General features: G+C 73.6%; 21 protein-coding genes. 3 read left to right on the top strand and 18 right to left on the bottom strand.

Translation table 11 applies throughout. From position 1 onward, the window contains the following. Positions 1–29: 29 nt before the first annotated feature. Positions 30–857, top strand: coding sequence for a class I SAM-dependent methyltransferase (locus QNO09_RS04155; RefSeq protein WP_283968650.1), 828 nt, complete (start codon positions 30–32; stop codon positions 855–857). Positions 858–1000: 143 nt separating this feature from the next. Here QNO09_RS04155 and rpsN read toward each other — a convergent pair whose 3' ends face one another. Together rpsN and rpmB are read right to left on the bottom strand one after the other, a co-directional pair. After that, the gene (gene rpsN, locus QNO09_RS04160) at positions 1001–1306 is read right to left on the bottom strand and encodes a 30S ribosomal protein S14 (RefSeq protein WP_283968651.1); all 306 of its coding nucleotides are present in this window, start codon (positions 1304–1306) and stop codon (positions 1001–1003) included. After that, the gene (rpmB, locus tag QNO09_RS04165) at positions 1306–1542 is read right to left on the bottom strand and encodes a 50S ribosomal protein L28 (RefSeq protein WP_283968652.1); all 237 of its coding nucleotides are present in this window, start codon (positions 1540–1542) and stop codon (positions 1306–1308) included. Before rpmB ends, rpsN begins: the two co-directional genes overlap by 1 nt. 234 nt (positions 1543–1776) lie before the next feature. Here rpmB and QNO09_RS04170 point away from each other — a divergent pair, with 234 nt between their 5' ends. Then, positions 1777–2334, top strand: coding sequence for a GNAT family N-acetyltransferase (locus QNO09_RS04170; protein WP_283968653.1), 558 nt, complete (start codon positions 1777–1779; stop codon positions 2332–2334). Positions 2335–2356: 22 nt separating this feature from the next. On the opposite strand, the gene QNO09_RS04175 is transcribed toward QNO09_RS04170, so the two are convergent. The 15 genes from QNO09_RS04175 to QNO09_RS04245 form a co-directional block, all read right to left on the bottom strand. Further along, on the bottom strand, positions 2357–3157 hold the full coding sequence (locus QNO09_RS04175; protein WP_283968654.1) for a class I SAM-dependent methyltransferase: 801 nt from the start codon (positions 3155–3157) through the stop codon (positions 2357–2359). A gap of 80 nt (positions 3158–3237) precedes the next feature. After that, positions 3238–4464, bottom strand: coding sequence for an aminotransferase class V-fold PLP-dependent enzyme (locus QNO09_RS04180; protein ID WP_283968655.1), 1227 nt, complete (start codon positions 4462–4464; stop codon positions 3238–3240). Then, entirely contained in the window at positions 4461–5798 is a 1338-nt protein-coding gene (locus tag QNO09_RS04185; RefSeq protein ID WP_283968656.1) for a pyridoxal-phosphate dependent enzyme, read from the bottom strand. Before QNO09_RS04185 ends, QNO09_RS04180 begins: the two co-directional genes overlap by 4 nt. Then, a complete protein-coding gene (locus QNO09_RS04190; protein ID WP_283968657.1) occupies positions 5795–7291 on the bottom strand; it encodes a Y4yA family PLP-dependent enzyme in 1497 nt (498 codons plus the stop codon). Before QNO09_RS04190 ends, QNO09_RS04185 begins: the two co-directional genes overlap by 4 nt. A gap of 117 nt (positions 7292–7408) precedes the next feature. Beyond that, on the bottom strand, positions 7409–9160 hold the full coding sequence (locus QNO09_RS04195) for an ABC transporter ATP-binding protein (RefSeq protein WP_283968658.1): 1752 nt from the start codon (positions 9158–9160) through the stop codon (positions 7409–7411). Further along, the gene (locus tag QNO09_RS04200) at positions 9157–10896 is read right to left on the bottom strand and encodes an ABC transporter ATP-binding protein/permease (RefSeq protein ID WP_283968659.1); all 1740 of its coding nucleotides are present in this window, start codon (positions 10894–10896) and stop codon (positions 9157–9159) included. Before QNO09_RS04200 ends, QNO09_RS04195 begins: the two co-directional genes overlap by 4 nt. Continuing rightward, positions 10893–12044, bottom strand: coding sequence for a nitroreductase family protein (locus QNO09_RS04205; RefSeq protein WP_283968660.1), 1152 nt, complete (start codon positions 12042–12044; stop codon positions 10893–10895). The genes QNO09_RS04200 and QNO09_RS04205 overlap by 4 nt, the downstream gene beginning before the upstream one ends. Before the next feature lie 11 nt (positions 12045–12055). Further along, entirely contained in the window at positions 12056–13435 is a 1380-nt protein-coding gene (locus QNO09_RS04210; protein WP_283968661.1) for a YcaO-like family protein, read from the bottom strand. Further along, the gene (locus tag QNO09_RS04215; RefSeq protein ID WP_283968662.1) at positions 13432–14913 is read right to left on the bottom strand and encodes a CocE/NonD family hydrolase; all 1482 of its coding nucleotides are present in this window, start codon (positions 14911–14913) and stop codon (positions 13432–13434) included. The genes QNO09_RS04210 and QNO09_RS04215 overlap by 4 nt, the downstream gene beginning before the upstream one ends. Further along, positions 14910–15764: a hypothetical protein gene (locus tag QNO09_RS04220; protein ID WP_283968663.1), complete on the bottom strand. Its 855-nt coding sequence runs from the start codon at positions 15762–15764 to the stop codon at positions 14910–14912. Before QNO09_RS04220 ends, QNO09_RS04215 begins: the two co-directional genes overlap by 4 nt. Before the next feature lie 91 nt (positions 15765–15855). Further along, positions 15856–15969: a streptamidine family RiPP gene (gene amiA / locus QNO09_RS04225; protein WP_241270818.1), complete on the bottom strand. Its 114-nt coding sequence runs from the start codon at positions 15967–15969 to the stop codon at positions 15856–15858. A 56-nt stretch (positions 15970–16025) separates the two neighbouring features. After that, complete coding sequence (locus QNO09_RS04230) at positions 16026–16847, bottom strand: ABC transporter ATP-binding protein (RefSeq protein WP_283968664.1); 822 nt, start codon at positions 16845–16847, stop codon at positions 16026–16028. 20 nt (positions 16848–16867) lie between these two features. Beyond that, positions 16868–17875: an iron chelate uptake ABC transporter family permease subunit gene (locus QNO09_RS04235; RefSeq protein WP_283968665.1), complete on the bottom strand. Its 1008-nt coding sequence runs from the start codon at positions 17873–17875 to the stop codon at positions 16868–16870. After that, positions 17872–19038: a FecCD family ABC transporter permease gene (locus QNO09_RS04240; RefSeq protein ID WP_283968838.1), complete on the bottom strand. Its 1167-nt coding sequence runs from the start codon at positions 19036–19038 to the stop codon at positions 17872–17874. The genes QNO09_RS04235 and QNO09_RS04240 overlap by 4 nt, the downstream gene beginning before the upstream one ends. 104 nt (positions 19039–19142) lie before the next feature. Further along, the gene (locus QNO09_RS04245) at positions 19143–20120 is read right to left on the bottom strand and encodes an ABC transporter substrate-binding protein (RefSeq protein WP_283968666.1); all 978 of its coding nucleotides are present in this window, start codon (positions 20118–20120) and stop codon (positions 19143–19145) included. 87 nt (positions 20121–20207) lie between these two features. Here QNO09_RS04245 and QNO09_RS04250 point away from each other — a divergent pair, with 87 nt between their 5' ends. Then, positions 20208–21407, top strand: a complete 1200-nt coding sequence (locus QNO09_RS04250; RefSeq protein WP_283968667.1) for a YncE family protein — start codon at positions 20208–20210, stop codon at positions 21405–21407. A 213-nt stretch (positions 21408–21620) separates the two neighbouring features. Here QNO09_RS04250 and aztD read toward each other — a convergent pair whose 3' ends face one another. Next, positions 21621–22826 carry a zinc metallochaperone AztD gene (gene aztD, locus QNO09_RS04255; RefSeq protein WP_283968668.1) on the bottom strand — a complete coding sequence of 402 codons (1206 nt, stop codon included), beginning with the start codon at positions 22824–22826 and terminating at the stop codon, positions 21621–21623. Between the last annotated feature and the right edge of the window lie 18 nt (positions 22827–22844).

Below are 22844 nucleotides of genomic sequence, written 5' to 3' on the forward strand. Positions count from 1 at the left end.
GGTACCGATCTGCCGCAGGGAGGCCGGTCATGGACAGGATGAAGCCGCGTCTGGGAACGGTTCAGGAGACTCTCCTCATCCCGCTGTACGCGCGCGCCGTGGAGAACCGCAGGGAATCTCCCCTGCTGCGCGACGCCCGGGCCGAGGAGATCGTCGCCGCGATCGACTACGACTTCGCACGCTTCGACGGTCTGCCCAGCCTCACCGGCGCGATGTTGCGCACCCTGCTCTTCGACCGTTGGGTGGCGGACTTCCTGGCCGCACACCCCGACGGAACCGTGGTCGAGATCGGCACCGGACTGAACACACGCTACGAGCGGGTCGACAACGGCCGGGTCACGTGGTTCGACCTCGACCTGCCCGACGCGATCGCTCTGCGCGCCCACTTCTTCGCGGACACCGCGCGGCGGACGATGATCGCGGCCTCGGTGACCGACGAGGCATGGACCACCGAGGTCGCCTCTCGAACCGACGGGCCGTATCTCTTCGTGGCGGAGGCCGTGCTGCCCTACCTGCACGAGCCCGATGTCCGTCGAGTCGTCGATCTCCTCTCCGGCCGTTTCCCGGGTGCACTGCTGGCACTCGACACCGCCGGTCCCGGCTTCTTCGACACCCAGGAACAGCACGACGCCCTCGGCAAGGTCGCGGCCCGCATGCACTGGTACTGCCCCGACCCGGCCGGACTGGCCGCTTGGCGGCCGGGCGTCCAGGTGCTGGCGTCGCACACGCTCACGAGCCTTCCCGGCCCTCTGGTAGACGAACTGCCGGTCTCCTACCAGGAGACGCTGTCCGCGCTCGCCGCACAGCGGCTCCCCCAAGCCGAGGGCTACCGGCTCAATCTCCTGCGCCTGCCCTGACACCGCGAAGCGTGTGTCGATCCTCAGAAACCCGCGAGGGTTGACCGACCGGAGGCAGGAGGGCGGCATACGCCGGGCGAGCTCCTGGCCGCGACTCCGCCGAGACGCGGCCAGGAGCTCCGTCCACTACGAGAACTCCGGTGCTACCAGGACGACTTGGTGACCCCGGGAAGGAAGCCGGCGTGGGCCTGCTCCCGCATGCGGACCCGTGACAGGCCGAACTTCCGCAGGTGGCCGCGCGGCCGCCCGTCCACGCTGTCACGGTTGCGCACGCGGGTGGCACTGGCGTTGCGGGGCTGGCGCCGGAGCTCTTCCACGGCTGCCCGGCGTTCGGCGTCGGTGGAGGACGGCCGGCGGATGATCTCCTTCAGCTCCGCCCGTCGGGCCGCGTACCGCTCGACGATCGCCTTGCGCTTGTCGTTCTGCGCGATCTTGCTCTTCTTGGCCATCAGACCTTCACTCCCCGGGCGCGGATGCGGGCCACCGCGGCCTCGATTCCGATGCTGTCAACGGTCTTGATCGCCTTCGCGCTGAGCGTCAGCCGGACGTACCTGCCCCCGCTCGGCAGCCAGTAGCGCTTGCGCTGGATGTTGGGGTCGAAGCGGCGCGAGGTGCGCCGGTGCGAGTGGGAGATGGTGTTGCCGAAGCCCGGCTTGGTGCCGGTCAATTGGCAGTGGGCGGACAAGGTCGTGCCTACCTTTCGTCGGACGGCCAGTTTTTGGTAATGGAAACCATTCCCATATAGTACCCACACGGCTCGCCCCGGGATACGCCCGATCATCTAGCCGCTCCACCGCGGGGACCTGAGCGGCGACTCACGCCCGGTCCGGTGACGCTCGGGACCGGCCACGGAATTCGGCCCTGCACGAGTCCGCGGACAACGCCCGGAGGGCAGCGGGCGGCTGGCAAGCTACCGGCTGTGACAGCTCATGAGGTGCGGAATCCCATCACCGCACAGATCAGCCGGGCCGACGACGCCACCGCCGACATTCGGAGGGAACTCACCGCATGCTGGGCGGCGGTCATCAACGCCGGGGGAGCCGTCGTGCCGATGGACTGCCCACTCCCGCCGGTAACGGACGCCGCGCTCCGGCCGGCGGTCGAGAGGATCACGCGTGACCTGTCCCCGGACCGGAGCAGACTCCTTCTGGCGAGGGTGGACGGCGCGCTCGCGGGCTGGATGCTGCTGCGCCGCGAGCAGCACCCTCTCGTGGCCCACTGCGGCATCGTGAACCACGTCCAGACACATGTCCGCTTCCGGGGCAGGGGTGTGGGGACCGCACTGCTGCGACGCGCCGGCGACGTCGCGCGCGACGACATGGGCCTGGAGCGGCTGCAGCTCGCCGTGCGGTCCGGCCTCGGGCTCGAGGACTTCTACCGCAAGGCGGGCTGGACCGAGGTCGGCCGGTGGCCGGGCGCGCTGCGTGTGGCGCCCGGTGACGACCGGGACGAGATCCTGATGAGCCTGGCCCTCTGAAGCGTCTTTCTCCCCTGCGGGCTCACGGCCCGGCGGGAGCACGGCCCCCGCGAGCGTCGTCCATGACCGCCACCAGTACGGCGCTGTCGCCGTACTGCCAGACCGGCGCCACATGGGCGAAGCCCGCCCGGCGCAGCAGTTCGGCGTGGCGGCACACCGTCATCTCCTCGTCGCCCCCGCTCCCGGCGTGCGCCGCCTGGCGCCGTCCGCGTTCGTCGAGCAGGTCGGCCAGTTCGGGGTCCCGGGCCGCGGCGTCCCACCAGGACCGCCAGTCCTCCTCGGCGGGTCCGCCCGTACGCTCGGACCTGCGACGGCCCACATGGGCGGTGAGGGCCGAGCACGGTGCGGCGCCCGGCGGGAAGTGGTCGCCGTTGACGAGGACGCCGCCGGGGCGGAGCAGGGACGCCAGTGAGCGGTACGTGCGCAGCAGGTCCTGCTCGGGCAGGTAGTGCAGCGCGGTCGACGAGACGGCGGCGTCCAGGGGGCGTCGCAGTGCGAGGGCGTCGGTCCAGCCCTCCTCGCCGATGACGGTGTCGACGTAGCGTGCGGCGTCGGCATGGTGCGTCCGACCCAGTTCCAGCAGCAGGGGATCCATGTCCGCCGCGACGATCTCGGCGTGCGGAAAGCGGGCGGCGAGCCGGGCGGCCAGGGAGCCGGGGCCGCACCCGAGATCGAGCAGGAGGGGACGGTCACGGCCGGCGGTGATGTGCTCGACGACGTCCGCGATCACGGTGAACCGCTCCTCGCGGTCCACCGCGTACCGCTGCTGCTGTCGTTCCCAGCGCTCCACCCACATCCGGGCCGTCGCCATGCTCACGCCCATCGCTTGCGCCACCTCATCCGTCTCTCGTCCGTCCGTAGGCACAGACGAATCTACAGGTGGAAACGGTTATCAGTTGCCATTCACGCGAACGAGGCCAGAACGCCCAGCAGGCGATCGATCTCCTCCGCCGAGTTGTACACGTGCAGGCTCACCCGTACCGAACCGTCCCGCTCGTCGGCTCCGGCCTGGCAGAGGCTGTCGGCGCGCACCATGAAGCCGTGACTGTAGAGGATGAACCCGAGGTCGTCCGAGGGGATGTCGCGGTGGCGGAAGGTGACGATGCCGTGGCGGCGCTGGGCCGCGGGGAGCGCGGAGTCGGCGGCCAGGCTCGCCGGGCAGCCGAGGACCTCGTACGCGCCGAGGTGCCTGAGCCGGTCCGTCAGCCGGGTGGTGAGCGTGGTCGTCCAGTGGGCGATCCGCTCGACTCCGGCCGTGTCGAGCCAGTCGAGCGCGGCCCGCAGGGAGGCGATGCCCACCGTGTTGGGCGTGCCCTGCCAGCCGCCCGGCCGGAACACGGGCCCCCGGGCGTTGCGCGCCCAGACCGCCCCCGATCCGGGCAGGGCCATCGCCTTGTGCCCGGAGAAGACCACGAAGTCGGCGTCGAGGGACGGATCGTCGAGGTGGACGGGCAGGTGGCCGACGCTCTGCGCCGCGTCGAGGCAGATCGGTACGTCCGGGCCGACCGCCGCGCGGATGCGGTGCACGTTCATGTCACCGCCATAGACGTGGTGGACGTGGGTGGCGGCCACGAAGCGGGTCCGCGGGCCCACGGCCTCGTCCAGGGCCCGGTGGTCGTAGTCACCGGAGAGCGGCTGGTACGGCAACGCCCTTACTCGGACGTCGACACCGCGCTCGGCCAGCAGCCGCCGGGCCTCGAGCCAGGGGTCCAGATTGGCCCGGTGGTCGGCGTGGGGCACGAGGATCTCGTCGCCGTCGGTGAGGTACGGGACGAGCCAGTCGCGGGCGACGGTGCGCAGTCCCTCGGTGGTGCCGCCGGTGAAGTGGACGCCGGAGCGGTCCGGTTCGGGGTCGTGGAGGAACTCCTTGACCCGCCCCCGGGTCGATTCCACCAGTTCCGTGGTCCGGTTGGCCCAGGGGTAGGTGCCGCGGCCCGCGTTGGCGTTCGACGTCGTGAGATAGGTCTGGACGGCCTCCAGTACGGCGCGGGGTTTCTGGGACGTCGCCGCGCTGTCGAGGTACGCCAGCTCGGGATGGTCGGTGATGATCGGGAACTGCTCCCTCAGGTCCCGCTGCCAGGAGAGGTCTTCCTCACCGTCCGTCCCGGGAAGCGGCGGTGCCGCGCTCACTCGCGCACCAGCGGCGCGCCCGCGTCCCGCCAGGCGACGATCCCGCCGTCGAGGCTGCGGACGTCCGGGTGGCCCATCCGGGCCAGCGCGGCGGCGTAACGCAGCGACTTCTCCCCGACGGGGCAGGCGAGCAGCACGGGAGTGCGCTTGCTGAAGGGCATCCCGCCGCGGAGCAGGTCCTCGAACACCTCGTCGACGATGTTGACCGAGCCCTCGATGTGCAGGGCGGCATAGGCGTGCGGGCTGCGCAGGTCGACGACGAGCGGTCGGGGGTCGCCCGCAGCGGTCCAGCGCCGGGCGTCGTCGACGCCGATGACGCGGGCCTCCGCGCGGGCTTCGGCGTCGGTGACGGCCGTCGCCGAGCGCCCCCGGTCCGTGCGGCCCAGGAGTTCCGGACGTCGCTGACGCACATAGCTGAGGTAGCTCTCGGCCCGGTCGCAGACGATGAAGACCGCCGTCCGGCGCTCCCCCGTGTCGTCCAGCTCGGCGTCGGCGTGCCGCAGGTGCCGGACCGCTCCCTGGTAGGCGGCGCCTCCGGTCGGCCCCGACAGCAGTCCGCAGCGCCGGATCAGGGTGAGCATCCCGTCGATGGCCTCCCCGGAGGTCACCGACTCGATGGCGTCGTACGTCGCCGGGTCGAACAGGCCGACCTGGTGCACCTCGTCGATGGTGCGGATGCCGGGGATGAAGTCCGACTTGTGGGCGACCAGGCCGAGGACGCGCACCCGCGGGTCGTGCTCGCGCAGGACCCTGGCGACACCGGTCGACGAACCCGCCGTGCCCACGCAGGCGACGAACCAGTCCGGCACCCGCCCGTCCAGGTCCTTCACTATCTCGGGACCGGTGCCCGCCGCGTGCGCCTCGACGTTGCGCGGGTTGAAGTACTGGTCGGTGTGCAAATAGGTGCTCCCCGGGTCGGAGAGCGCCTGATGGAAGTGCGTCAGCGGGTCGTCCGTGTCGGTCGGGTCGAGGCACTCGCTGCGCCCGGGGAGTTCCTCTATCTCCGCGCCGAGGAGCAGGAGGAGTTCCTTGATCTCGGGTACGCGCATGCGGTTGGTGACGCTCTTGAACCTCAGCCCGTGCATGCCGGCCAGCAGGGCCAGGGCCTTGGCGGTGTTGCCGCTGGAGAGCTCCACGACCGTGCCGTCGCCGCCGGCGGCCGCCTCCAGATGAGGCCGGGCCATGTGCCAGGCGGGCCGGTCCTTGACGGAACCGAAGGGGTTGAGCATCTCCAGCTTGGCGTAGAGGTCGATGTGGCGCAGCCCGTGCACGGCGGGATCGATGCGCACCAGGGGTGTGTTGCCTATGGCCTCGGTGATGCTGTCGTACCTCATGCGGTGGTTCCCCTCAAGGGTGTGATCGGCCAGTAGTCCTCGTCCGGGCACCAGCGCCAGGAGTCGCCCTGGCGCTCCACCGCGACCGTCCGCGCGATGGGCTGCCGCTGTGCGTGGTGGGCGTGGAAGTCCATGGCGTATCCGGCGGTGTTGGCGAAGGCCAGCAGATCCCCCTCACGCGGCAGCCTGGGCAGGAACACCAGGCGACGGGTGATGAGATCGCCTTCCAGGCACAGGTTGCCGGTGAGGTAGACGCCGACCGGTGCCTCGTCACCGGCCGCCGCTTCGCCGCGTGGCAGCAGCACGGGGTCCACGAGCACTCCGTGCTCCTCGAGGCTCATGTCTCCGGCGTTCATGCCGAGGCGCACGAGGTGGTGGCCGGAGTCCGTGTCAGCGGGCCGGACGTCCAGCACCCGCGCGAGCGACAGCCCGCACTGGTCGACCAGGGAACGACCGGGTTCGATGTGGAGATCGTGGAGGTGTTCCAGGAGGAGGGTGGCCGACGGCCGGCCCAGCGCCGGCGCGGGGAGGGAGAGGAGCTCGTCGAGGTACCCGGGGCCGGCGGTGGGACGGTACGCCGGGTACAGCGCGGCGGCCCCGCGCACCGTGCCGCCCTCGTTGCGCAGCCCGTAGCCGTGACCGCGCCAGGTCATCGGCGGGCGCACACCGAGCACGGCCTCGGTCAGCGCGGTGGTCCACCGCTCCCACTCCCCCGCCTCGGCGACGTAGCCGACGCCGAAGCCGCCCCCGATGTCGAGGGCGCGCGGCGCGAGTCCCCGGGCCCGGCACTGGTCCAGGAACAGCACGCACTGCTCCAGCGCCCGCGCCTTCTCCTCCACGCCGGTGGTGTCCAGGTGGTAGGCGGCGCCGGTGAACTCCACGGCGTCCGCGTTGCGTTCGAGCGCCGACAGCAGCGCCTGGGTGTCCCGTACCGGGGTGCCGAAGCGGCTGCGTCGGGAGAGCATCCGCGTGCCCGCTCCCCCGTGGCCGTCGGCGGACTCGAAGCCGGACAGGCGCACCAGTACGGCGACCCGGCCGAGACCGTGCGAGCGCACCAGGCCGGAGAGCCGTTCCAGTTCTCCCGGCGAGTCGAGGTTCACCGTCGCGCCCACGCGGGCCGCCAGCCAGAGGAATTCGGCGTCCTTGGGGCCGGTGGCCATGATGCGGTCGCCGGTGAATCCACAGCCCAGTGCGTGCTTCAGCTCCTCCAGGGAGGCGACGTCGACGCCGACGGCGGCCGGGTCCTCGGCCGCCAGTCTCCGTACCAGGGCGCTGGAGCGGTTCGCCTTGTGCGCGAAGTACACGCGTCCGGCCAGATGGTGGCGGCGGAAGACGGAACGGAAGCGGGCGGTGTTCTCCGCGACGGCCTCGGGGAGCAGCACATGGAGCGGTGACCCCAGGGCGTCGACGAGCGAGTGCAGGAAGGGCCGGTCCGCCAGCAGTGCGGCGAGCGGCGGATCCACCCTCGGCCTCAGGTACAAGGGCGCATCCACGTGAGACCCCTCCCGGTGTCGGCCGACCGTCGTCCGGACGATCGTTCGGGAGTAGTCGTTTCCAGGTAAACCCGCCGCTAAGCCTCACCGGCCCGGATACCGGGCGGCGTCCCGGGCTCAGGAGGTGGTGAGGATGCGGTTGAGCGCGCTGCCGTGGCGGCCGGTGAGTTCCTCCCAGGTTCCCTCTTCCGTGATGCGGCCTTCCTCCAGGACTGCGACGCGGTCGGCACGGCGGATGGTGGCCGGGCGGTGTGCGATGACGATGGTGGTGCGGCCCTCCGCCCGCAGGGCCGTGGCGAGTTGGGCGTCGCCGGTGTTGTCCAGGTGGGCGGTGGACTCGTCGAGGATCAGCACTCTCGGGCTGACCAGCAGCGCGCGGGCGAGGGCGACGCGGGCTCGCTGGCCTCCCGAGAGCGTGGCCCCGCGCTCGCCGACGAGGGTGTCCATCGGGGCGATCCGGTCGACGCCGCACAGCCGTGCCGCTTCGGCGAGCCGGTCGTCGTCCGCCTCGGGTGCGGCGAGCCGCAGGTTCTCGGCGAGGGTGCCGTGGAAGAGGGGCGTCTCCTGCCCCACGAGGACGACCGCGCGCCGCAGTTCCGCGTCGTGCACCTCCCGCACGTCCACGGGATCGCCGTGAGCGGGCAGGAGCTGGACCGCTCCCTCGGACGGGTCCCAGAAGCGGGCCAGCAGGTGGGCGCAGGTGGACTTGCCGGCGCCCGAGGCGCCGACCAGGGCGAGCGTCTGTCCCGGGCGGACGGTCAGCTCGACGCCGTCCAGCACGGGCCCGCCGCCGTAGTCGAAGCGCACCCGGTGCAGCCGGACGCCCAGCGGCCCCGGGGGCAGAGCGCGGGGTGCGGCGGGCGGTGGCGCGAGGGCGGGAGCGGTGACGGCGGCGCCGACGCGGGCGGCGGCGGCGCGCAGTGCCACGGCCTGGCTCAGGGCGCGGGCCGATTCCGCGACCGGCCCGAGGACGGACAGGGCCAGGGCCATCGCCGCCGGGGCCCAGGCGCCGTGCAGCCGTCCGGAGGTCACGGACTGTGCCGCCGCCGCGACCACGCCGAGGACGGCGGCCACGATGAGGAGGTCGCGGACCGCGGCGGCGACGGCCTCCCAGGTGGCCTCGGCACGCTGGGCGTCACCCACCTGCCGACCCCGCTCCGCGAGCGTGCGGCGACGCTTGGCCAGGGAGCCGAAGGCGAGCAGTTCGCGCAGCCCGTCGACGGTCTCCACCGTGTCGGCCGACAGTCTCGCCATGGCCGTCCGGGTGCGGCTGCCGCGCGCCGCGCGGGCGCGGGCGTCGGCGAAGGGCGCCGCGGCGAGCAGGGCCGCGACCGGCAGCACGGCCACGAGCAGCCACGGTTCCACCGTGGCGAGAACCACGGTTCCGCCGGTGAAGACCGTTCCCGCCGCCAGGAGTTGGGCGGTGGTATGGGCGTAGAAGAACTCCAGGGCCTCCACGTCGGCCATGGCGGTGGCGGCCAGGTCGCCGCTACGGCGGCCCGCGACCCGGGCGGGCGCGCTGCGGGCGAGTCCGTCGAAGACGCGGACCCGCAGTGCGGCGAGGACCCGGTAGGCGAGGTCGTGGGAGAGGTCCATCTCCCGCCAGGTCATCAGGGCGCGTACCAGGACGAGGGCGACGAGCGCGGTGGCGGTGCCGGCCGAGGGGGCGCGTCCCTCGATGACGGCGGTGCCCACGGTGTGCGCGGCCAGGGTCAGCAGCGCGACGAGGGAACTCTGTTCGAGGAGCGCGGCGACGCAGGTGCGGGCCGTCATGGCGCGGTGTGCGGCGAGGGCGGGGAGCAGGGCGCGCAGCGCGCCTCGGGCGGGCACGTCCGCGTCGGTGGTGGCGGGTGCGGTGACGGTGCTCATGCGGCGAGTTCTCCTCGGTGGGCGCGGCCGGCCTCGACGAGCCGCGTGTAGACGCCGCCGGCCTCGACCAGGTCGGGGTGCTCGCCGACGGCGTCCACCCGTCCGGCGTCGAGGACGACGATGCGGTCGGCGTGCCGGACCGCGGCCATCCGGTGGGCGACCACCAGGACCGTCCTGCCGCTCGCCGCGTGCAGCAACTCGCGGACGATGCCCGCCTCGCGGCGCTCGTCGACCGCGCTGGTGGCCTCGTCGAGGACGAGCACCGGCGCGTCCGCCAGCAAGGCCCGCGCGAGGGCGAGTCGCTGGCGCTGCCCGCCCGAGAGGGTGGCGCCGCGTTCACCGAGGACGGTGGCGTAGCCGTCGGGAAGGGCGACGATCTCGTCGTGGATCCCGGCGACGCGCGCCGCCCTGGTCAGTTCGTCGTCCGTGGCGTCCGGCCGGGCCAGGCGCAGGTTGTCGGCGATGGTGGCGTGGAAGAGGTACGTCTCCTGCGAGACCACGGCGATGTGCTGCCGCAGCGAGTCGAGCGCGTACTCGGTCGTGGGGCGCCCGTCGAGGGTGATCCGGCCTTCCTGGACGTCGTGGTGGCGCAGGAGCAGCGCCAGGAGGGTGGATTTGCCCGCGCCGGAGGGGCCGACGATCGCGGTCGTCCGTCCTGCCTGCGCGGTGAAGGAGACGCCGTCCAGGGCGGGTGCCGGTGCACCGTCGTAGGTGAACCGGACGTTTTCGAAGCGTAGTTCGGGCGGCGCCTGCCCGTGCGCGGAGGCCGTTCCGGTGTCGGGGACGGCCGGTTCGGCGGTGCGCAGGGCCGCGAGACCGTCCGCGGCCGACACGCCCAGGTATCCGGCGTGCCACTCGCGCGCGAGGTCGCGAACGGGGCGGAAGCACTCGGAGGCCAGCAGCAGCACCAGGTAGGTGCCGGTCGGCGTGGTGGATCCGGTGACGGCCGACCAGCACGCCAGGAGCGCGGCGGCGGCGGTGCCGCCCTGGATGGCGAGGTCGGTGATCCCGGTGTCGACCAGGGATACGCGCAGCTTGGCGACGGTCGCCCGGTGCAGCGCCTCGGAACGCTTTTCCAGGCGGGCGCGGGTGCGGCCGACGGCACCGGCGGCGCGCAGGGCCGGCATGCCCTGGAGTGCCTCCAGGTAGTCGGCGCCCAGCCCTTCGTAGGTGTCCCAGTGCTCCTTGCCGCGGGCGGCGAGGAGCCGGTCCCAGGCGCGTGGCCCGGCCAGCGCCAGGAGCAGGGCGGGGACCAGGCCGAGCAGGACCCACGGTTCGACGGCGGCCAGAGCGGCCAGCACCAGGGGCGGCACCGTGAAGGTGACCAGGAGCTGGGGCAGGTAGCGGGAGACATAGGCGTCGACGCCCTCCACCCCGTCGACGAGGGTGGTGCGGACCGCTCCGGCCCGCGCGGTGGTCAGCTGAGCGGGACCCAACCGGCCCAGGTGGGCCAGGAGTTCGTCCCGCAGGGACACCCTGACCCGGGCCCCGGCGCGGGTGGCGGTGCGCCGCTGCCACACGGCGAGCCCGGCGCGGGCGGCGACGACGGCGAGCACCGCGGCCAGCAGCCAGGGCAGTTGGCCGGTGGTTCCGCGGGCCAGGCCGGCGAGCGCGAGGGCCAGCAGCGCCGCCTGCGCCAGGTGGGTGAGGGTGACGGCGCCCAGCAGGAGGGTGGCCGTGAGCAGGGGGCGCCGTGCGGGCCGGGTGGCGCGGCGCAGCTCGGGGTGGACGATCACGTGGTGTTCTCCTCGTCGGCGTGGCGGGTGCCGAGGGCCAGTGCGTGGACGACCCAGTCCCGGCCCGGGGCGGCGCCGAGCGCGGCGCCGAGGTCCGCCTGCTGCCAGGAACCGACGGGCCGGGCGGCCAGTCCGTGGCGCAGGGCGGTGACATGGGCCAGGTGGACGGCGAAGCCGGCCCTCAGGTGGGCACGGCGGATGTGCGCGGCGTCGGCGTCGGCGGGGCAGCCGTGGGCGAGCAGGACGGCTCCCGCGTCCGCGATCCACGCCTGGCCCGCCGCCCAGGCCGCGAGCGTCGGGCGCGCCTCGCCCGCCGCGTGCCGCCGCAGGGTCGTCCCGTCGGCGGCCGGTTCCATGAGACCGGGCCGTGGCGGGCCGACCGCGGCGCACCAGCGCAGGTCGCCGGTGCCCGCCCGTTCGGCGGTGGTGAGGACCGCCCGCAGCGCGTTCGGGGTGGGGGTTCCCGGCAGCGGCGGTGGGGCACTGCGGCGCGCCAGCAGTTCCGCGGGCGTGGGCGGGCCTCCCGTCGGCTCCCCGGTGTGGGCGCCGTCAGCCGGACGCATCGGGCTTTGCCCGTCGGGCGGCGGGATGTGCACGGACGCCAAGGGGTACTCGGTGAGCCCGTCCAGCCGTACCCCTGGCTCGTCCGCGCCCAGTGCGCGGGCCGCCAGGACCAGCGCGGCGGCGGCGTGCCCGGTGTCCAGCAGCAGCAACGGCCAGGCTCGGTGACCGTAGTGGGAGACCGTGCGCCGTGCGGTGACGGAGAGCTCGGCGGTCACCCCCGGCAGGGTGCCGTCGGGTTGCCGGCCGAGGTGGTGGACGCGGTGACGCAGCGGGTCGTAGCCGTAGCGGCCGGGCGGCAGGGAGCAGCCGGGGCCCACGACCAGTTCGGTGTCCACCGGGTGCAGCGCGCCGGCGGAGGGCGCGGGCCGCATCCGTCCGGAGCCGTCCGAGGCGGCCAGGGACAGACGCAGCAGGGCCCGCAGATCGAGGTCCGCCGGGCCTGCCGCCGGGATCGGGAGCGGCGCACCCGGCCACGCCCGGACGGCTGTTCCGGCGGTCGTGTCGGGGCCGGGGCGCTCCGCGGAGCGGGCGCGGGCGAGGGCGGCGACGAGGTCCTCCGGGCGCTCCGCACGGGGATGATCCATGGGGGCGGGCCTCACATGTGCGGCGGAGGCGCCAGGGTGAAGTCCCCCGGTGCGCTCGGCGGGGTGGTACGCCATCCCCGTGCGAGGGCGGCCTCGGCGAGACGTGGGCAGCCGAAGTAGCCGAAGGCCGCGGGGGCGTTGGGCAGGAGACCGGAGACGAGGACCCGGGCGACGCGCAGGGCGGTCTCGGCCACGTCCTCCGTGGTGAGGTCGAAGGTCATGACCCGGTGGCCGCCCGCGTGGAGCGCGCTGTCCAGCCGTTCCCGGCCGCCGGGCTCGACCTCGTCGACGGACACGGTGCCGAGCGCGGGCTCGGTGAAGCGGCGTGCCTCGGCCGCCATCCGTGCGTCCAGCCACACCTGGACGTGCGCGCCCAGGTCCCGCACGTGCTCGAACTGCTCGCCGCACACGTCGAGGTAGCGGCCGTCGGCACGGTGCTCCAGGTACAGCCCGCGGGCGAGCAGCCCGGCCGCCACGGCCTGGAAGACCCAACCGTCGGAGTCGGTCAGGCCCTGGGTGAAGACCCAGGTGTGGACGGCTTCGAGGACGGCCTTGCGGGCCGCTTCGGCCGGGTCGTACTTGCAGGCGAACCCGGCGGCGTACAGGCCGAGACGCGGGTCGTGGACGAGCGCGGCCATGCAGGGGGCGAACTCGGAGCGCATCTCGACGATGTGGACGTCGAGAGCGGAGCCGGCGAGGTCGCCGGCGAGGCCGGGCACGCTCGCCGGGTCGATGCCGCGGGCCGGGCCGTCCAGATGCCACCACAGTTCCAGGGCGTCGCGTTCGACGATCTCCAGCAGGGCGCGCTCGACGGCGTCGTCGAGGCCCTGTCCGGTGGCGATCCCGGCGTAGTTGAGGTGGTGGGTGCGGGGCAGCTCGCGCAGGTCGCCCTGGCGCCAGTTGAGGTGGGTGAGCGAGACGGGCGCCCAGACCTCCGACGTCCGTCCGCCGGGCAGCCGCTCGGTTCCGCGGGTCCACAGGGCCGGGGTGTCGGCGGTGAGGGGCCGGTAGGGGAACTTCTCGCGGGCGTACTGCCAGTCGGCGTACGCGGGCAGATCCCCGGGGCCGTACAGACGCAGGCCCTTCTCGGCCAGTTCGGCGGCGGTGGCACGGACAGGGGCGTCGGGATGGCCGGGCGGCGGCACGCGGTTGCCGCAGTACCGCTCGATGCCCTCGGCTATGGCGGCGACGCGGGCCTGCTCGGGGTCGCCGAAGGTGGTGCCGAGGGAGACCCGGTCGGCGGGCCACAGCCCGAGTCTGCGGGCGTCGGATATCTCGGCGGTGAGCGCGGTGTAGCGGGGCGGGGCGCCCGCGGGATGCTCGACGGGCTTGACCTTGCGGACGATGCCGCAGAGAGGATCGACGAGTGCTTCGAGTGGCAGAGCCGTCATCGCGGGATCTCCTCGGCGGGGTCGATGGGGGTGGGGCGGGACGGGAGCACGGGCAGTGTGAGCGCCACCCCGGCCGGGTCGACTTCGCGCCGGGAGACGAGCAGCCGGTCGGCTGTCACCGGGTCGTCGCCGGTGTGGGGATTGCGGGCGTGGGCCGGGAAGTGGTGCCCGGCGATCTCCAGGCGCAGCCGGGTACCGGCCCGCAGCCGGCGCGCGAGCCGGCCGAGCTCGACGGTGAAGTCGGTCGCCGTGCCCGCGGGTTCCTCGCGCCGCAGGACGCCGACGGCGAGCCGCTCGGCGGTGCCCTCCGGTGCGAGGGCGACGAGCCGGACCGCCCAGTCGGCGGACGGCGTGTGGGCGGTGGCCCGCAGCCGGACCCGCACGGGTCCGACCACGTCGAGGGGGCGCGGCTGGGGCGGGGTGACCAGCAGGCAGCGGTCGGGCGGACCGCCGGTGGGGGCGGTCAGGTCGTCGGAGCGGACCGGACGGTCGGGGTCGGCGGTGAAGGTGAGGCCGTGCAGCGGCCGCAGCCGTTGGTCGCGCGGTGCGCCGTCGGTGCCGGCGGACAGCCACAGGTCGGTGTGGCCCAGCGCGAGCGCGCCGTGGCGGCCGGGGGCGAGTGCGCCGGTCAGGGCGCGGCGGGCCCAGCGCACGTACAGCTCACCGAGGTTCAGCCGGTGCGCGGGTGCCGCGTCCGGGCCGGGCGCGCTGACCAGGCCGTGCCCCCAGGGACCGAGCAGCAGGCGCGCCGAGGGTCCGCCCCAGGCGCGCCACAGTGCGACGGTCTCGGCGGTGAAGTGGTCGTGGTGGCCGCCCACCGCGAGCAGGGGCGTCCGGGCGTGTGCCGCCCGCGCGACGAGGCGTCCGCGCTCGTGGTGGCGCCACAGATCCTGCCAGGAGGGAAGGCTCCGGCCCAGCCGCTCGGGGAGACCGGACACCGGCAGATGGGTGAGGAGTGCGGGGTCCGCGGCGAGGGCCTTGTCCAGTGCGCTCTCGTCGGAGTCCCGCCGGTCACCGTGGGCGGCCCACCATCCGGCGCGGGACAGCAGCCGCTCCGGGCCGGACGCCTCGCGTGCCGTGTCCGCGGGACCGAGGGCGGGCACGGCCGCGATGACGGCGTCCGGTCGGGTGTCCTCGGGCGCGTCGAGGGCGAGGACGAGGGCGCAGTGGGCGGCGTAGGAGGCGCCGGCGGCCACCAGCCGGCCGTCGCTCCACGGCTGCCGCCGGATCCAGCGGACGGCCGCCGCTCCGTCGGCGGCCTCGCGTGTGTACGGGTGCCACTGACCCGGTGACGCGAAGCGGCCCCGCACGTCCTGGACGACGGCGGCGAATCCGCGGCGGGCCCAGCCGCGTGCCTCGGCCCGGTGCCGGGTGCGGTCGTAGGGGGTGCGGATCAGGACGGCGGGGAAGGGGCCGTCGCCGGCCGGGAGACAGACGTCGGTGGCGAGTTCCGCCACCGACGCGCTGAACGCCGTCATATGTCCTTCTTCGGCATCGGTGCGACGTCGGGTACCGGAAGGATGGAGTGCTCGGTGACGGCCAGGGTGCGCAGGTCCACGCGTCGGAGCCGGCGACGCGCCGGGAGGCCGGCCGTGTCGGGGGCGCCGGTGGCCCATCGGTCGAGGTCGTCCGCGAGCAGCGCCGCGAGCAGCGTGGCGGCGGGAACGGCGAGCCGCACCGGCGTGCCGGAGGTGCGGGGTCCGCTCCAGTACGCGGCCAGTTCGCGGTGGGCGGGTGTGGCGGCGAGCCGGCGGGACCGGACGTGGGCCGAGGTGACGTCTCCGGGAGCGGCCGCGAGCGGCTCGACGTACGCCTGCCAGCCCTCGCGGTGGCAGCGCAGCCATGCGACACCGTGTCCGGGCAGGCTGTCGGCGGTGTCCCACAGCCCGTCGGGCACGGGTCCGTCGAGGCACCACACGACTGCGGAGGGGGCACCGTCGAGGAGGTCCTCGATACCCACCGGTGCTCCGCCGGAGGCGGGCAGGGCCGGAGTCGTACGGGGCCGCGCGCCCAGGGCGGCCAGTTGCGCGGCGAGCGGTTCGGTCAGTACCGGGTCGCCGAGGAGCCGGATGTTCCGGCGGGCGGCGGGCCACTCCGTGGGCGGCCGGCCTTCCGCCAGATAGCCGGCCTCCTCGAACGCCAGCACCACACGTGCGAGTTCCTCGTCCACCGGGGCCGTGGTCGCGCCCCTGAGCAGGGAGAGCAGGGTGTTCTCGTCCGCACCCCCGGTCCTGACGCTGAGGAACTCCCCTTCGGGGGTGCGGACGGCGAGCCCTCCCGCGGGTACGGCGACGACATCGACGCCCGGGACGAGTCGGCTACGGGACACGGCGATCCTCCTGACGGCGGCTCTGGGACGGGAGTGGGCCCGCCCGGAAGGCATCGGGCGGGCCCACGATCGAGGGTGGCTGGGCCCTCGCTTACTCCTCGGTGTCCTCGAAGGGGTTCTCGACGAGCGCGTTGGAGTGGGAGGCCGAGTCGTGAGCCAGCTGACCCGGGTCGGCGATCGGTGCGAAGACCTGCTCGTTGTCCATGAACTCTCCTTCATCAGCAGGGAGATGCGGCGTTCGGGTGAGCGCCGCACCCCACACTAATGAATCTGATTTTCATATTCTAGAGCGGGGAGAGGGTGATCTGGGTAACACACCGGCCAGCCCCCCTCGGGATCCCGGCCGACCCGGCCGGCCACCTTCAGCACGTCCGCCAGCAAGGCCGGTGTCACGACCTCGTCCGGCGTTCCGTCGGCCACCACGCGGCCGTCGCGCAGGGCGACGATGCGTTCGGCGAACCGGGCGGCGTGCGCCAGGTCGTGCAGCACCATCACCACGGTGAGTCCGCGTTCCCCGCGCAGGCGGACCACCGTCTGCAGCACGTCGAGCTGGTGGTGCAGGTCCAGGTAGGTGGTCGGCTCGTCCAGCAACAGGACGCGGGTGTCCTGGGCGAGCGCCATCGCGAGCCGGACCCGCTGGCGCTCGCCGCCGGACAGCGCGTCGACGTCGCGGTCGGCCCACTCCTCCACGCCGACATCGCGCAGTGCCCGGCGCACGACGGGGTCGTCGCCCTCGCGCAGCATGCCCAGTGGGCCGCGTGCCGCGTACCGCCCCTGACGGACGAGGTGACGGACCGTCATGCCCGGGACGGCCGGCGCGGACTGGTGCAGCAGCGCCACCCGCCGGGCCGTGGCGCGCCGCGAGAGCAGGGCGAGGTCGTCCCCACCGAGCAGCACGCGCCCCTCGTCGGGTTGCAGCAGCCCGGCGGCCAGGCGCAGCAAGGTCGACTTGCCGCAGCCGTTCAGGCCGATGAGAGCGGTCAGTTCGCCCGGCCGGACGGTCAGGTCGACGCCCCTCAGCACGGGTCGTCCGGGGTAGCCGAACCGGACCCCTTCCACGTGGATCCCCACGGCCTCGGTCATGCACTGTCCTCGATTCGACGTCAGAACGAACGGCTCGGCGTGCGGCGCACGACGACCAGCAGCAACACGGCGCCGAGACAGGCCGTGAGCGCCCCGACCGGCAGCGTGAGCCGTTCGGACTCCAGCGCCGCGGCCAGCAGCCGCGAGGAGAGCTGCGCCACCGCGTCGGCCCCGCACACCACGACCGCGCCCACCAGGGCGGCGCCGGGCAGGCCGACCCGCAGGTCCGCGCCGAAGACGGCCACGGCCAGGTGCGGGACGAGCAGCCCCACGAAACCCAGCGCCCCTACGGCGGCCACCGCGCCCGCCGTCAGCGCCACCGCGCACAGCAGGGCCAGGGTCCGGGCCCGGCGGGCGGAGAGCCCGGCGGCGAGGGCGATGTCGTCCCCGCAGCGCAGCAGGGTCAACGGCCCGGCCAGCAGCCAGGCCGCGGCCCCCCAGACCAGGGCCCACGGCCACAGCAAATGCCAGTGCTGCCACACCCGGCCCTCCGTGGTGCCCACCAGCCACTGCACGACACTGCCGAGTTCGCCCGGCTCCACGAGCAGCACCATGGCGGTGAGCCCACCGAGCACCGCCGACACCAGCACCCCGTGCACGGCGGTCTGCGCGGGATCACCGCGTCCGCGGCCGGCCAGCAGCCACAGCAGGACCGCTCCGGCGCAGCCGCCCGCGCAGGCGGCGAGGACCACGGCCAGGGGCGAGTCCCACCCGGCGAGTCCCAGGGCCGTGGCGGTGACGGCGCCGAGCACCGCCCCCGGGGTCACGCCCGTCACCTCCGGGCCGGCCAGGGGATTGCGCAGCGCTGACTGCAGGACCAGCCCCGCCACGGCCAGGCACGCGCCCGCACCGAGGGACACCAGCAGCCTGGGCAGGCGAAGTTCGAACAGGATGTGGCGTTCCGTCGCGTCACCGCCCCCGTTCAGGACATCCCAGGCCACACCCGGGGACATCCCGCGCCCGGCCACCATTTCCACGCCGGCGCACACGACGGCCAGGGCCGCGAGCGCCGTGAAACGCCGGGTCACCGTGCGTCCTCCGTTCCGGAAGTCCTGGAAGGTGCCGTTCCGGAAGTCCCGGAAGGAGGCGGGCAGGCACCGCCGGGACCACCGCGCCGGGACTCGTCTCGACCTGTGTGGGCCGGCGCCCCGAGGGGCGGAACTCCGTCCGCCGTACCGGGCACCGGCCCCCTCGGTCGGTGCAACGTCGTGCGCACGGCGGCCGAAGCGGCCGGTCCCCGCCGGGCGGCACGGCCGCGCCCGCCGGACCGCATCAGCGCGACCCCGGCCGGCACCCCCAGCAGGGCTGTCCAGGCACCGGCGGGTGTCTCCACGGGCGCGAGCGCCAGCCTGGCCGGGACATCGGCGGCCATCACGACGACGGCACCCCAGGCGGCGGACCACGGCAGCCAGCGCACGGCCCCCGCGGCGGGGTCGAACCAACGCGCCAGGTGCGGGGCGAGGAAACCCACCCACGCGACGGGTCCGCACACGGCCGTCACCGGGGCGATCAGCACCACGGCGATGGCCAGCGCGGCCAGCCGCGCGCGATGAGCGCGCACACCCAGCGCCTCGGCGTCCTCGTCTCCCAGCCGCAGCACCGACAGCACCGGCGCGCACAGCACGAGTGCGGGGGCCGCGACGAGCAGCCACGGCCACAGGCCCGTCACGTCGTCCCAGGTCCGGGCCGAGAGGGAGCCGAGCAGATAGCGGTAGATGAGCTGGAGGTCGAGCTGGTCGGCCATGACCATGAGGACGAGCAGAGCGGCCTGCAGCGCGGCCGCCACCGCGGCTCCGGTCAGCAGCACGGCGGACGGACTGCGACCCACTCCGGCGACCAGGAGCGTCAGCCCGCCGCCGAACGCGGCCCCGCCGATGGCCAGCAGCGGCACGACGACGGCCGGCAGCGACAGGGTCAGCACCAGCGGCGCGGCCACCCCCAGCGCGGCCCCGGACGACACGCCCAGCATCTCCGGCACCGCCAGGGGATTGCGCAGCGCCTCCTGGAGCACCAGTCCGGCCGCCCCCAGACAGGCCCCGGCGACGAGCGCCAGCACCAGGCGGGGGACGCGCAGTTCGGTGACGACGATCCCGGCGAGCGTGGTGTCCCCCTCCAGCATCGCGGCGACCAGCCGGTGCGGGGGAACGCCGGGGGTGCCGAGACTGAGCGCGCAGACCGAGGACGCGGCCAGCAGTACGACGACCAGGAGTGGTTGCCACCTCCGTGCGCCGCGCGACGGCCGGGGGCCTCCTGCCGCGGTGCGATCCACCGCGGCGGGAGGCGAGAGGGGTGACCTCACCGCAGCGCGGCCGTGGCCTCGTCGAGGACGATGCCCAGCGAACGGGTGCCGCGCCCCTTGGCCCACACCTCGGAGTTCACCTCGTGGACGTCGCCGTTCTTCACGGCCGGGATCTTGCCCCACAGAGGGTTCTCGGCCAGCTTCTCCGAGAGCTTGCCGTCCGCCTCGCCGAAGCTCAACGTCTCGACGAACAGCACGTCGACGTCCTGGGCGAGGATTTCCTCGAGGCTGTAACTGCCCTCCACACCACGGGAGTTCCACGGGTAGTCGGCGATCTTGGGGAACAGGCTCGCGGCCACGTCGCCCTCCGGGGTCGCGACGCCGAAGTTCTCGTCGCTGCCGTAGATGATGAGGGCCGTCTTGTCGCTCGGGGCCTTCTCGGCCGCGGCGAGCTTGGCCCGGAAGGTCCTCTCGGCCTTCTCTCCCTCGGCGGTGCGGCCGGTGAGCGCGGCGACGTCGCGCAGGTACCCCACGCTGTCCTGCCACGTCTCGGGCTGCATGGCCCAGAACGTGGTGGCGCCCTTCAGCGCCGGGGCGAGCTTGCCGTGGGTGTCCCCCAGCCCGATGACGAGGTCGGGCTTGTGGGAGAGGATCGCCTCCACCTCGGGGGCGATGAACCCGCCGGGGATGACGTCGACCTCCTTGGCCTTCTCCTCTCCCAGGAAGTCAGAGTGCGCCAGCAGCCCGCTGTTGGTGGCCGTGGGGACGATGCCGAGTTCGGTCAGGATGTCGTCGCACAGTGCGAACAGGCAGACGATCCGCTCCGGCTTCCCCTTCAGGGCGATCTCGGCGCCGTTCGTGTCGGTCAACTCCGTCGCCGCCTTGATGGGTTCGACGGTGACCTCGGTCTTCGGGGCGGGCCCGGCCTTGTCACTCGCGGGTTCTTCGGACGACGAGCCGCAACCGACCAGGACGGAACCCACCACCGCTGCGGTGATCCAAGTGCGGACGAATCTCGACGGTGAGCGCAGCATCGATGCCCTCGCTTCTTCTCAAGTACCGGGAACGCACCGAAGATACATGATAATCGTTTTCACCAGACCGGTTTTCTGGAGGATTCCATGCCCGCTGCCGCTCCCGTCCTGCTCGTCTCCGACCACGTGGACGGTTCCGTACACGTGGTGACCGTGCCGGACGGCGCCGTCGCGGGGCGCCTCACCGGCCGTCATCTCTCCGAGCACGCCGGGTTCCTGGCGCTGCCGGGCGGGCGGGTGGCCTGCGTCGACGACCGCCGAGGGGAATTGCTGGTCCTCGATCCCTTCGCTGAGAAGCTCGTGGAACGGGCGGTCCCGGTCGCCGTGCCGGCCGAGCACCTCGCGTGCGACCCGTCCGGTCGCCGGCTGGTTGTGACCACCGGCCTGGGCAAGAACACCGAACCGTGGTCGGACCTGCTGACGGTCGTCGACCTGGCCACCGGAGAGGCCACCCGCGTCCGCACGCGGGTCGGCGAGCCGGGCGTGACGGTGCTGGGCGGCGAGGATCCCCTGGTCGTGCTGCGGCACCGGGAGCCCGGCGCGCTGGCCGTGCACCGGTTCGCGGACCTCCTCGCGGCTCCGCCCGGCTGCCCTCCGGTCACGCCCCACTCGGTGCTGCCGCTGCCGGACGACGGCCACGGGGACGCTCAGGAGCCCGGCGCGGGACGTGTGTTCGCGGCCACGGGCGAGGGCGTGCACCGGGCCCGGAGGGAGGGGGACGCGCTGGCCGCCGAGGGGGTCATCGCGTGGGAGTCGCCCGCCCGGGGCTGGTACCTCCGGCTCGACACCCGCCGGCAGGCGCTGTGGAGCACGCTGCGCGGCGGTGATCCGGACCCGCTGCGGTGGCCGGACTGGACCAACCAGGCATGGCACCACGACCTGGAAACGGGCCGCACGCTCCACACGGAACTCGGACCCGGACTCGTCTTCCGGCTGGCTCTCGCCCGGCGCCACACCGCCTTCACGCGTATCCACCCCGACGGCGACGAACTGGTCCTGCTGAGCACCGACGGCATCGTCCACCGCTGCCCCCTGCCCCCCATGGACGGCGCTCCGCGTCGCGGCGGCACCCCCTGGGAGGGCGTCCAGCGACGGGCGGTGGCCGCCTCACCGGGCTCCGACTGGATCGCCGTCAGCCGGGGCGGGCACGGCGAGGTGCACCTCGTCGACGCGGAGACGGGCCACGAGGCGACCCGCATCAAGCTGACCACACCCCTGCATCACGGCGGCCACCTGGCACTGCGCGGCCGGAACGACGGCGCCGACGGTGATCCCGTGGGACGGTGACGACGTGTTCCGGACCGGCCCGGTCCACACGCCCGGAACAACCGCACCCCGCAGGGGAGGACGACCGGCACCCCGCACCCCGGCCCGACGGCGGGATGGGCCGGCATCCGGGCGCCATGGTCCCGGCAGCGCCCTGGGCAGCGGCGCGCCCCCGTCGGCGCGGCCGGAAAGCCGCGGCGGCGAGGGCACGAGGGCGTAGCGGACAGGAGGCGGTCAGTGACCGGAGACGACGCCCGACAGCTCGTTGGTGCTCTCCGGCAGGGTGACGGAGGTGATCTTCTTCCCCGTCTCCAGGTCGATGGCGTGCAGGCCCTTCTTGCTGGGCTCGGAGACATACGCGATGTGGTCGCGGACGAACAGGGTCGGCCGGGCCTGCTGCCAGTCCAGCGGCTCCTGCCACTCCCCCACGGCGGGGATCTTCTTCTCGACCTTGCCGGTGTTCTGGTCGATGACATGGATGGCGCCGTCGGTGCCGAGGACCAGGGCCTCCCCGTGCGGGCCGCGGGCCAGTGAGCGGAAGGAGTAGCTGGTGCCCAGGTCCACCAGGCGCAGCTTCTTCTTCTCGGTGTCGATGAGGGAGACGCGGGTGGGCCGCTCCAACTCGGCCTCCGGGTCGGTCTTGTAGTCGCCCAGCAGGATCGGCGAGGTGTCGCTCCCGGCCTGGTTGCCGATGCGGCCGTAGTCGTCGGGGGCGTCGATCTTGGTGAACTTTCCGTCCTTGTAGATCAGGATGCCGTCCTCGCAGCCGATGCCGATGGCTTCGTTCTCGGCGGCCGCCTCGCCGTGGACACCGGGGCAGTCCTCGTTGCGCGCGATCTCCTTGTTGTTCTTGTCCAGTACCAGCGCGCCGGTGCGCTTCTCCTCGGTGCCCAGGGTGCTGAGGAGTGTGCCGTCGGCCAGTTCGATGGCGACACCGTGGTGCGGCTCGGCGGAGGTGTAGGTGCGTCCTTCCGGCTTCTTGCCGCTGCCCAGGTCCGCGGGGTCGAAGACGTTGACCTCTCCGGTGCCGTCGGTGAAGAGCACGGTCCTGCCCGCGTGACGTACGACGTGGCCGGGCTTGGCACCCTCGTACACGATGTCGGTGAGGGTCTGCCCGGTGGCGTTCAGGACGCGGAAGCCGGCGTCGGTGGAGACGACGACGTGGTCCTCGTCACCCGCCGGGTTGACCCGGTTGAAGCCGGGGAGCTCGAAGGTCTCGGCCGTCTTGAGGCTCTTGCCGTCCAGGATGTAGAGGCCGCCGTCGAAGGTGGCGACCAGCGGGTCCTTGACCGCGGCGGCCTTGGCGCCCGGGGCGTTCTTCGCCCTCGTGTCGGAGGAGGACTTGGAGGAGTCCTCCCCTCCGCAGGCGGTCAGAACCGTGGACACCGCCAGGGCGAGTGCCGTGCCCGTGAGAGCTCTGTTGCGTATCGACTTGTTCATCGGTGTGTTCCTTTCCGC

Origin of the sequence: Streptomyces sp. 378, from assembly GCF_030124145.1 — a bacterium.
In the GTDB taxonomy this organism is placed as follows: Bacteria; Actinomycetota; Actinomycetes; order Streptomycetales; family Streptomycetaceae; genus Streptomyces.

What these genes read in the sequence shown, in the direction of transcription:
- QNO09_RS04230 (WP_283968664.1), bottom strand. Translation starts at nt 16,847, where the DNA reads ATGACCGAGGCCGTGGGGATCCACGTGGAAGGGGTCCGGTTCGGCTAC.
- QNO09_RS04175 (WP_283968654.1), bottom strand. Translation starts at nt 3,157, where the DNA reads ATGGGCGTGAGCATGGCGACGGCCCGGATGTGGGTGGAGCGCTGGGAA.
- QNO09_RS04185 (WP_283968656.1), bottom strand. Translation starts at nt 5,798, where the DNA reads ATGAGGTACGACAGCATCACCGAGGCCATAGGCAACACACCCCTGGTG.
- QNO09_RS04210 (WP_283968661.1), bottom strand. Translation starts at nt 13,435, where the DNA reads ATGACGGCTCTGCCACTCGAAGCACTCGTCGATCCTCTCTGCGGCATC.
- QNO09_RS04250 (WP_283968667.1), top strand. Translation starts at nt 20,208, where the DNA reads ATGCCCGCTGCCGCTCCCGTCCTGCTCGTCTCCGACCACGTGGACGGT.
- QNO09_RS04215 (WP_283968662.1), bottom strand. Translation starts at nt 14,913, where the DNA reads ATGACGGCGTTCAGCGCGTCGGTGGCGGAACTCGCCACCGACGTCTGT.
- amiA (WP_241270818.1), bottom strand. Translation starts at nt 15,969, where the DNA reads ATGGACAACGAGCAGGTCTTCGCACCGATCGCCGACCCGGGTCAGCTG.
- rpsN (WP_283968651.1), bottom strand. Translation starts at nt 1,306, where the DNA reads ATGGCCAAGAAGAGCAAGATCGCGCAGAACGACAAGCGCAAGGCGATC.
- QNO09_RS04155 (WP_283968650.1), top strand. Translation starts at nt 30, where the DNA reads ATGGACAGGATGAAGCCGCGTCTGGGAACGGTTCAGGAGACTCTCCTC.
- QNO09_RS04195 (WP_283968658.1), bottom strand. Translation starts at nt 9,160, where the DNA reads ATGAGCACCGTCACCGCACCCGCCACCACCGACGCGGACGTGCCCGCC.
- QNO09_RS04205 (WP_283968660.1), bottom strand. Translation starts at nt 12,044, where the DNA reads ATGGATCATCCCCGTGCGGAGCGCCCGGAGGACCTCGTCGCCGCCCTC.
- QNO09_RS04245 (WP_283968666.1), bottom strand. Translation starts at nt 20,120, where the DNA reads ATGCTGCGCTCACCGTCGAGATTCGTCCGCACTTGGATCACCGCAGCG.
- aztD (WP_283968668.1), bottom strand. Translation starts at nt 22,826, where the DNA reads ATGAACAAGTCGATACGCAACAGAGCTCTCACGGGCACGGCACTCGCC.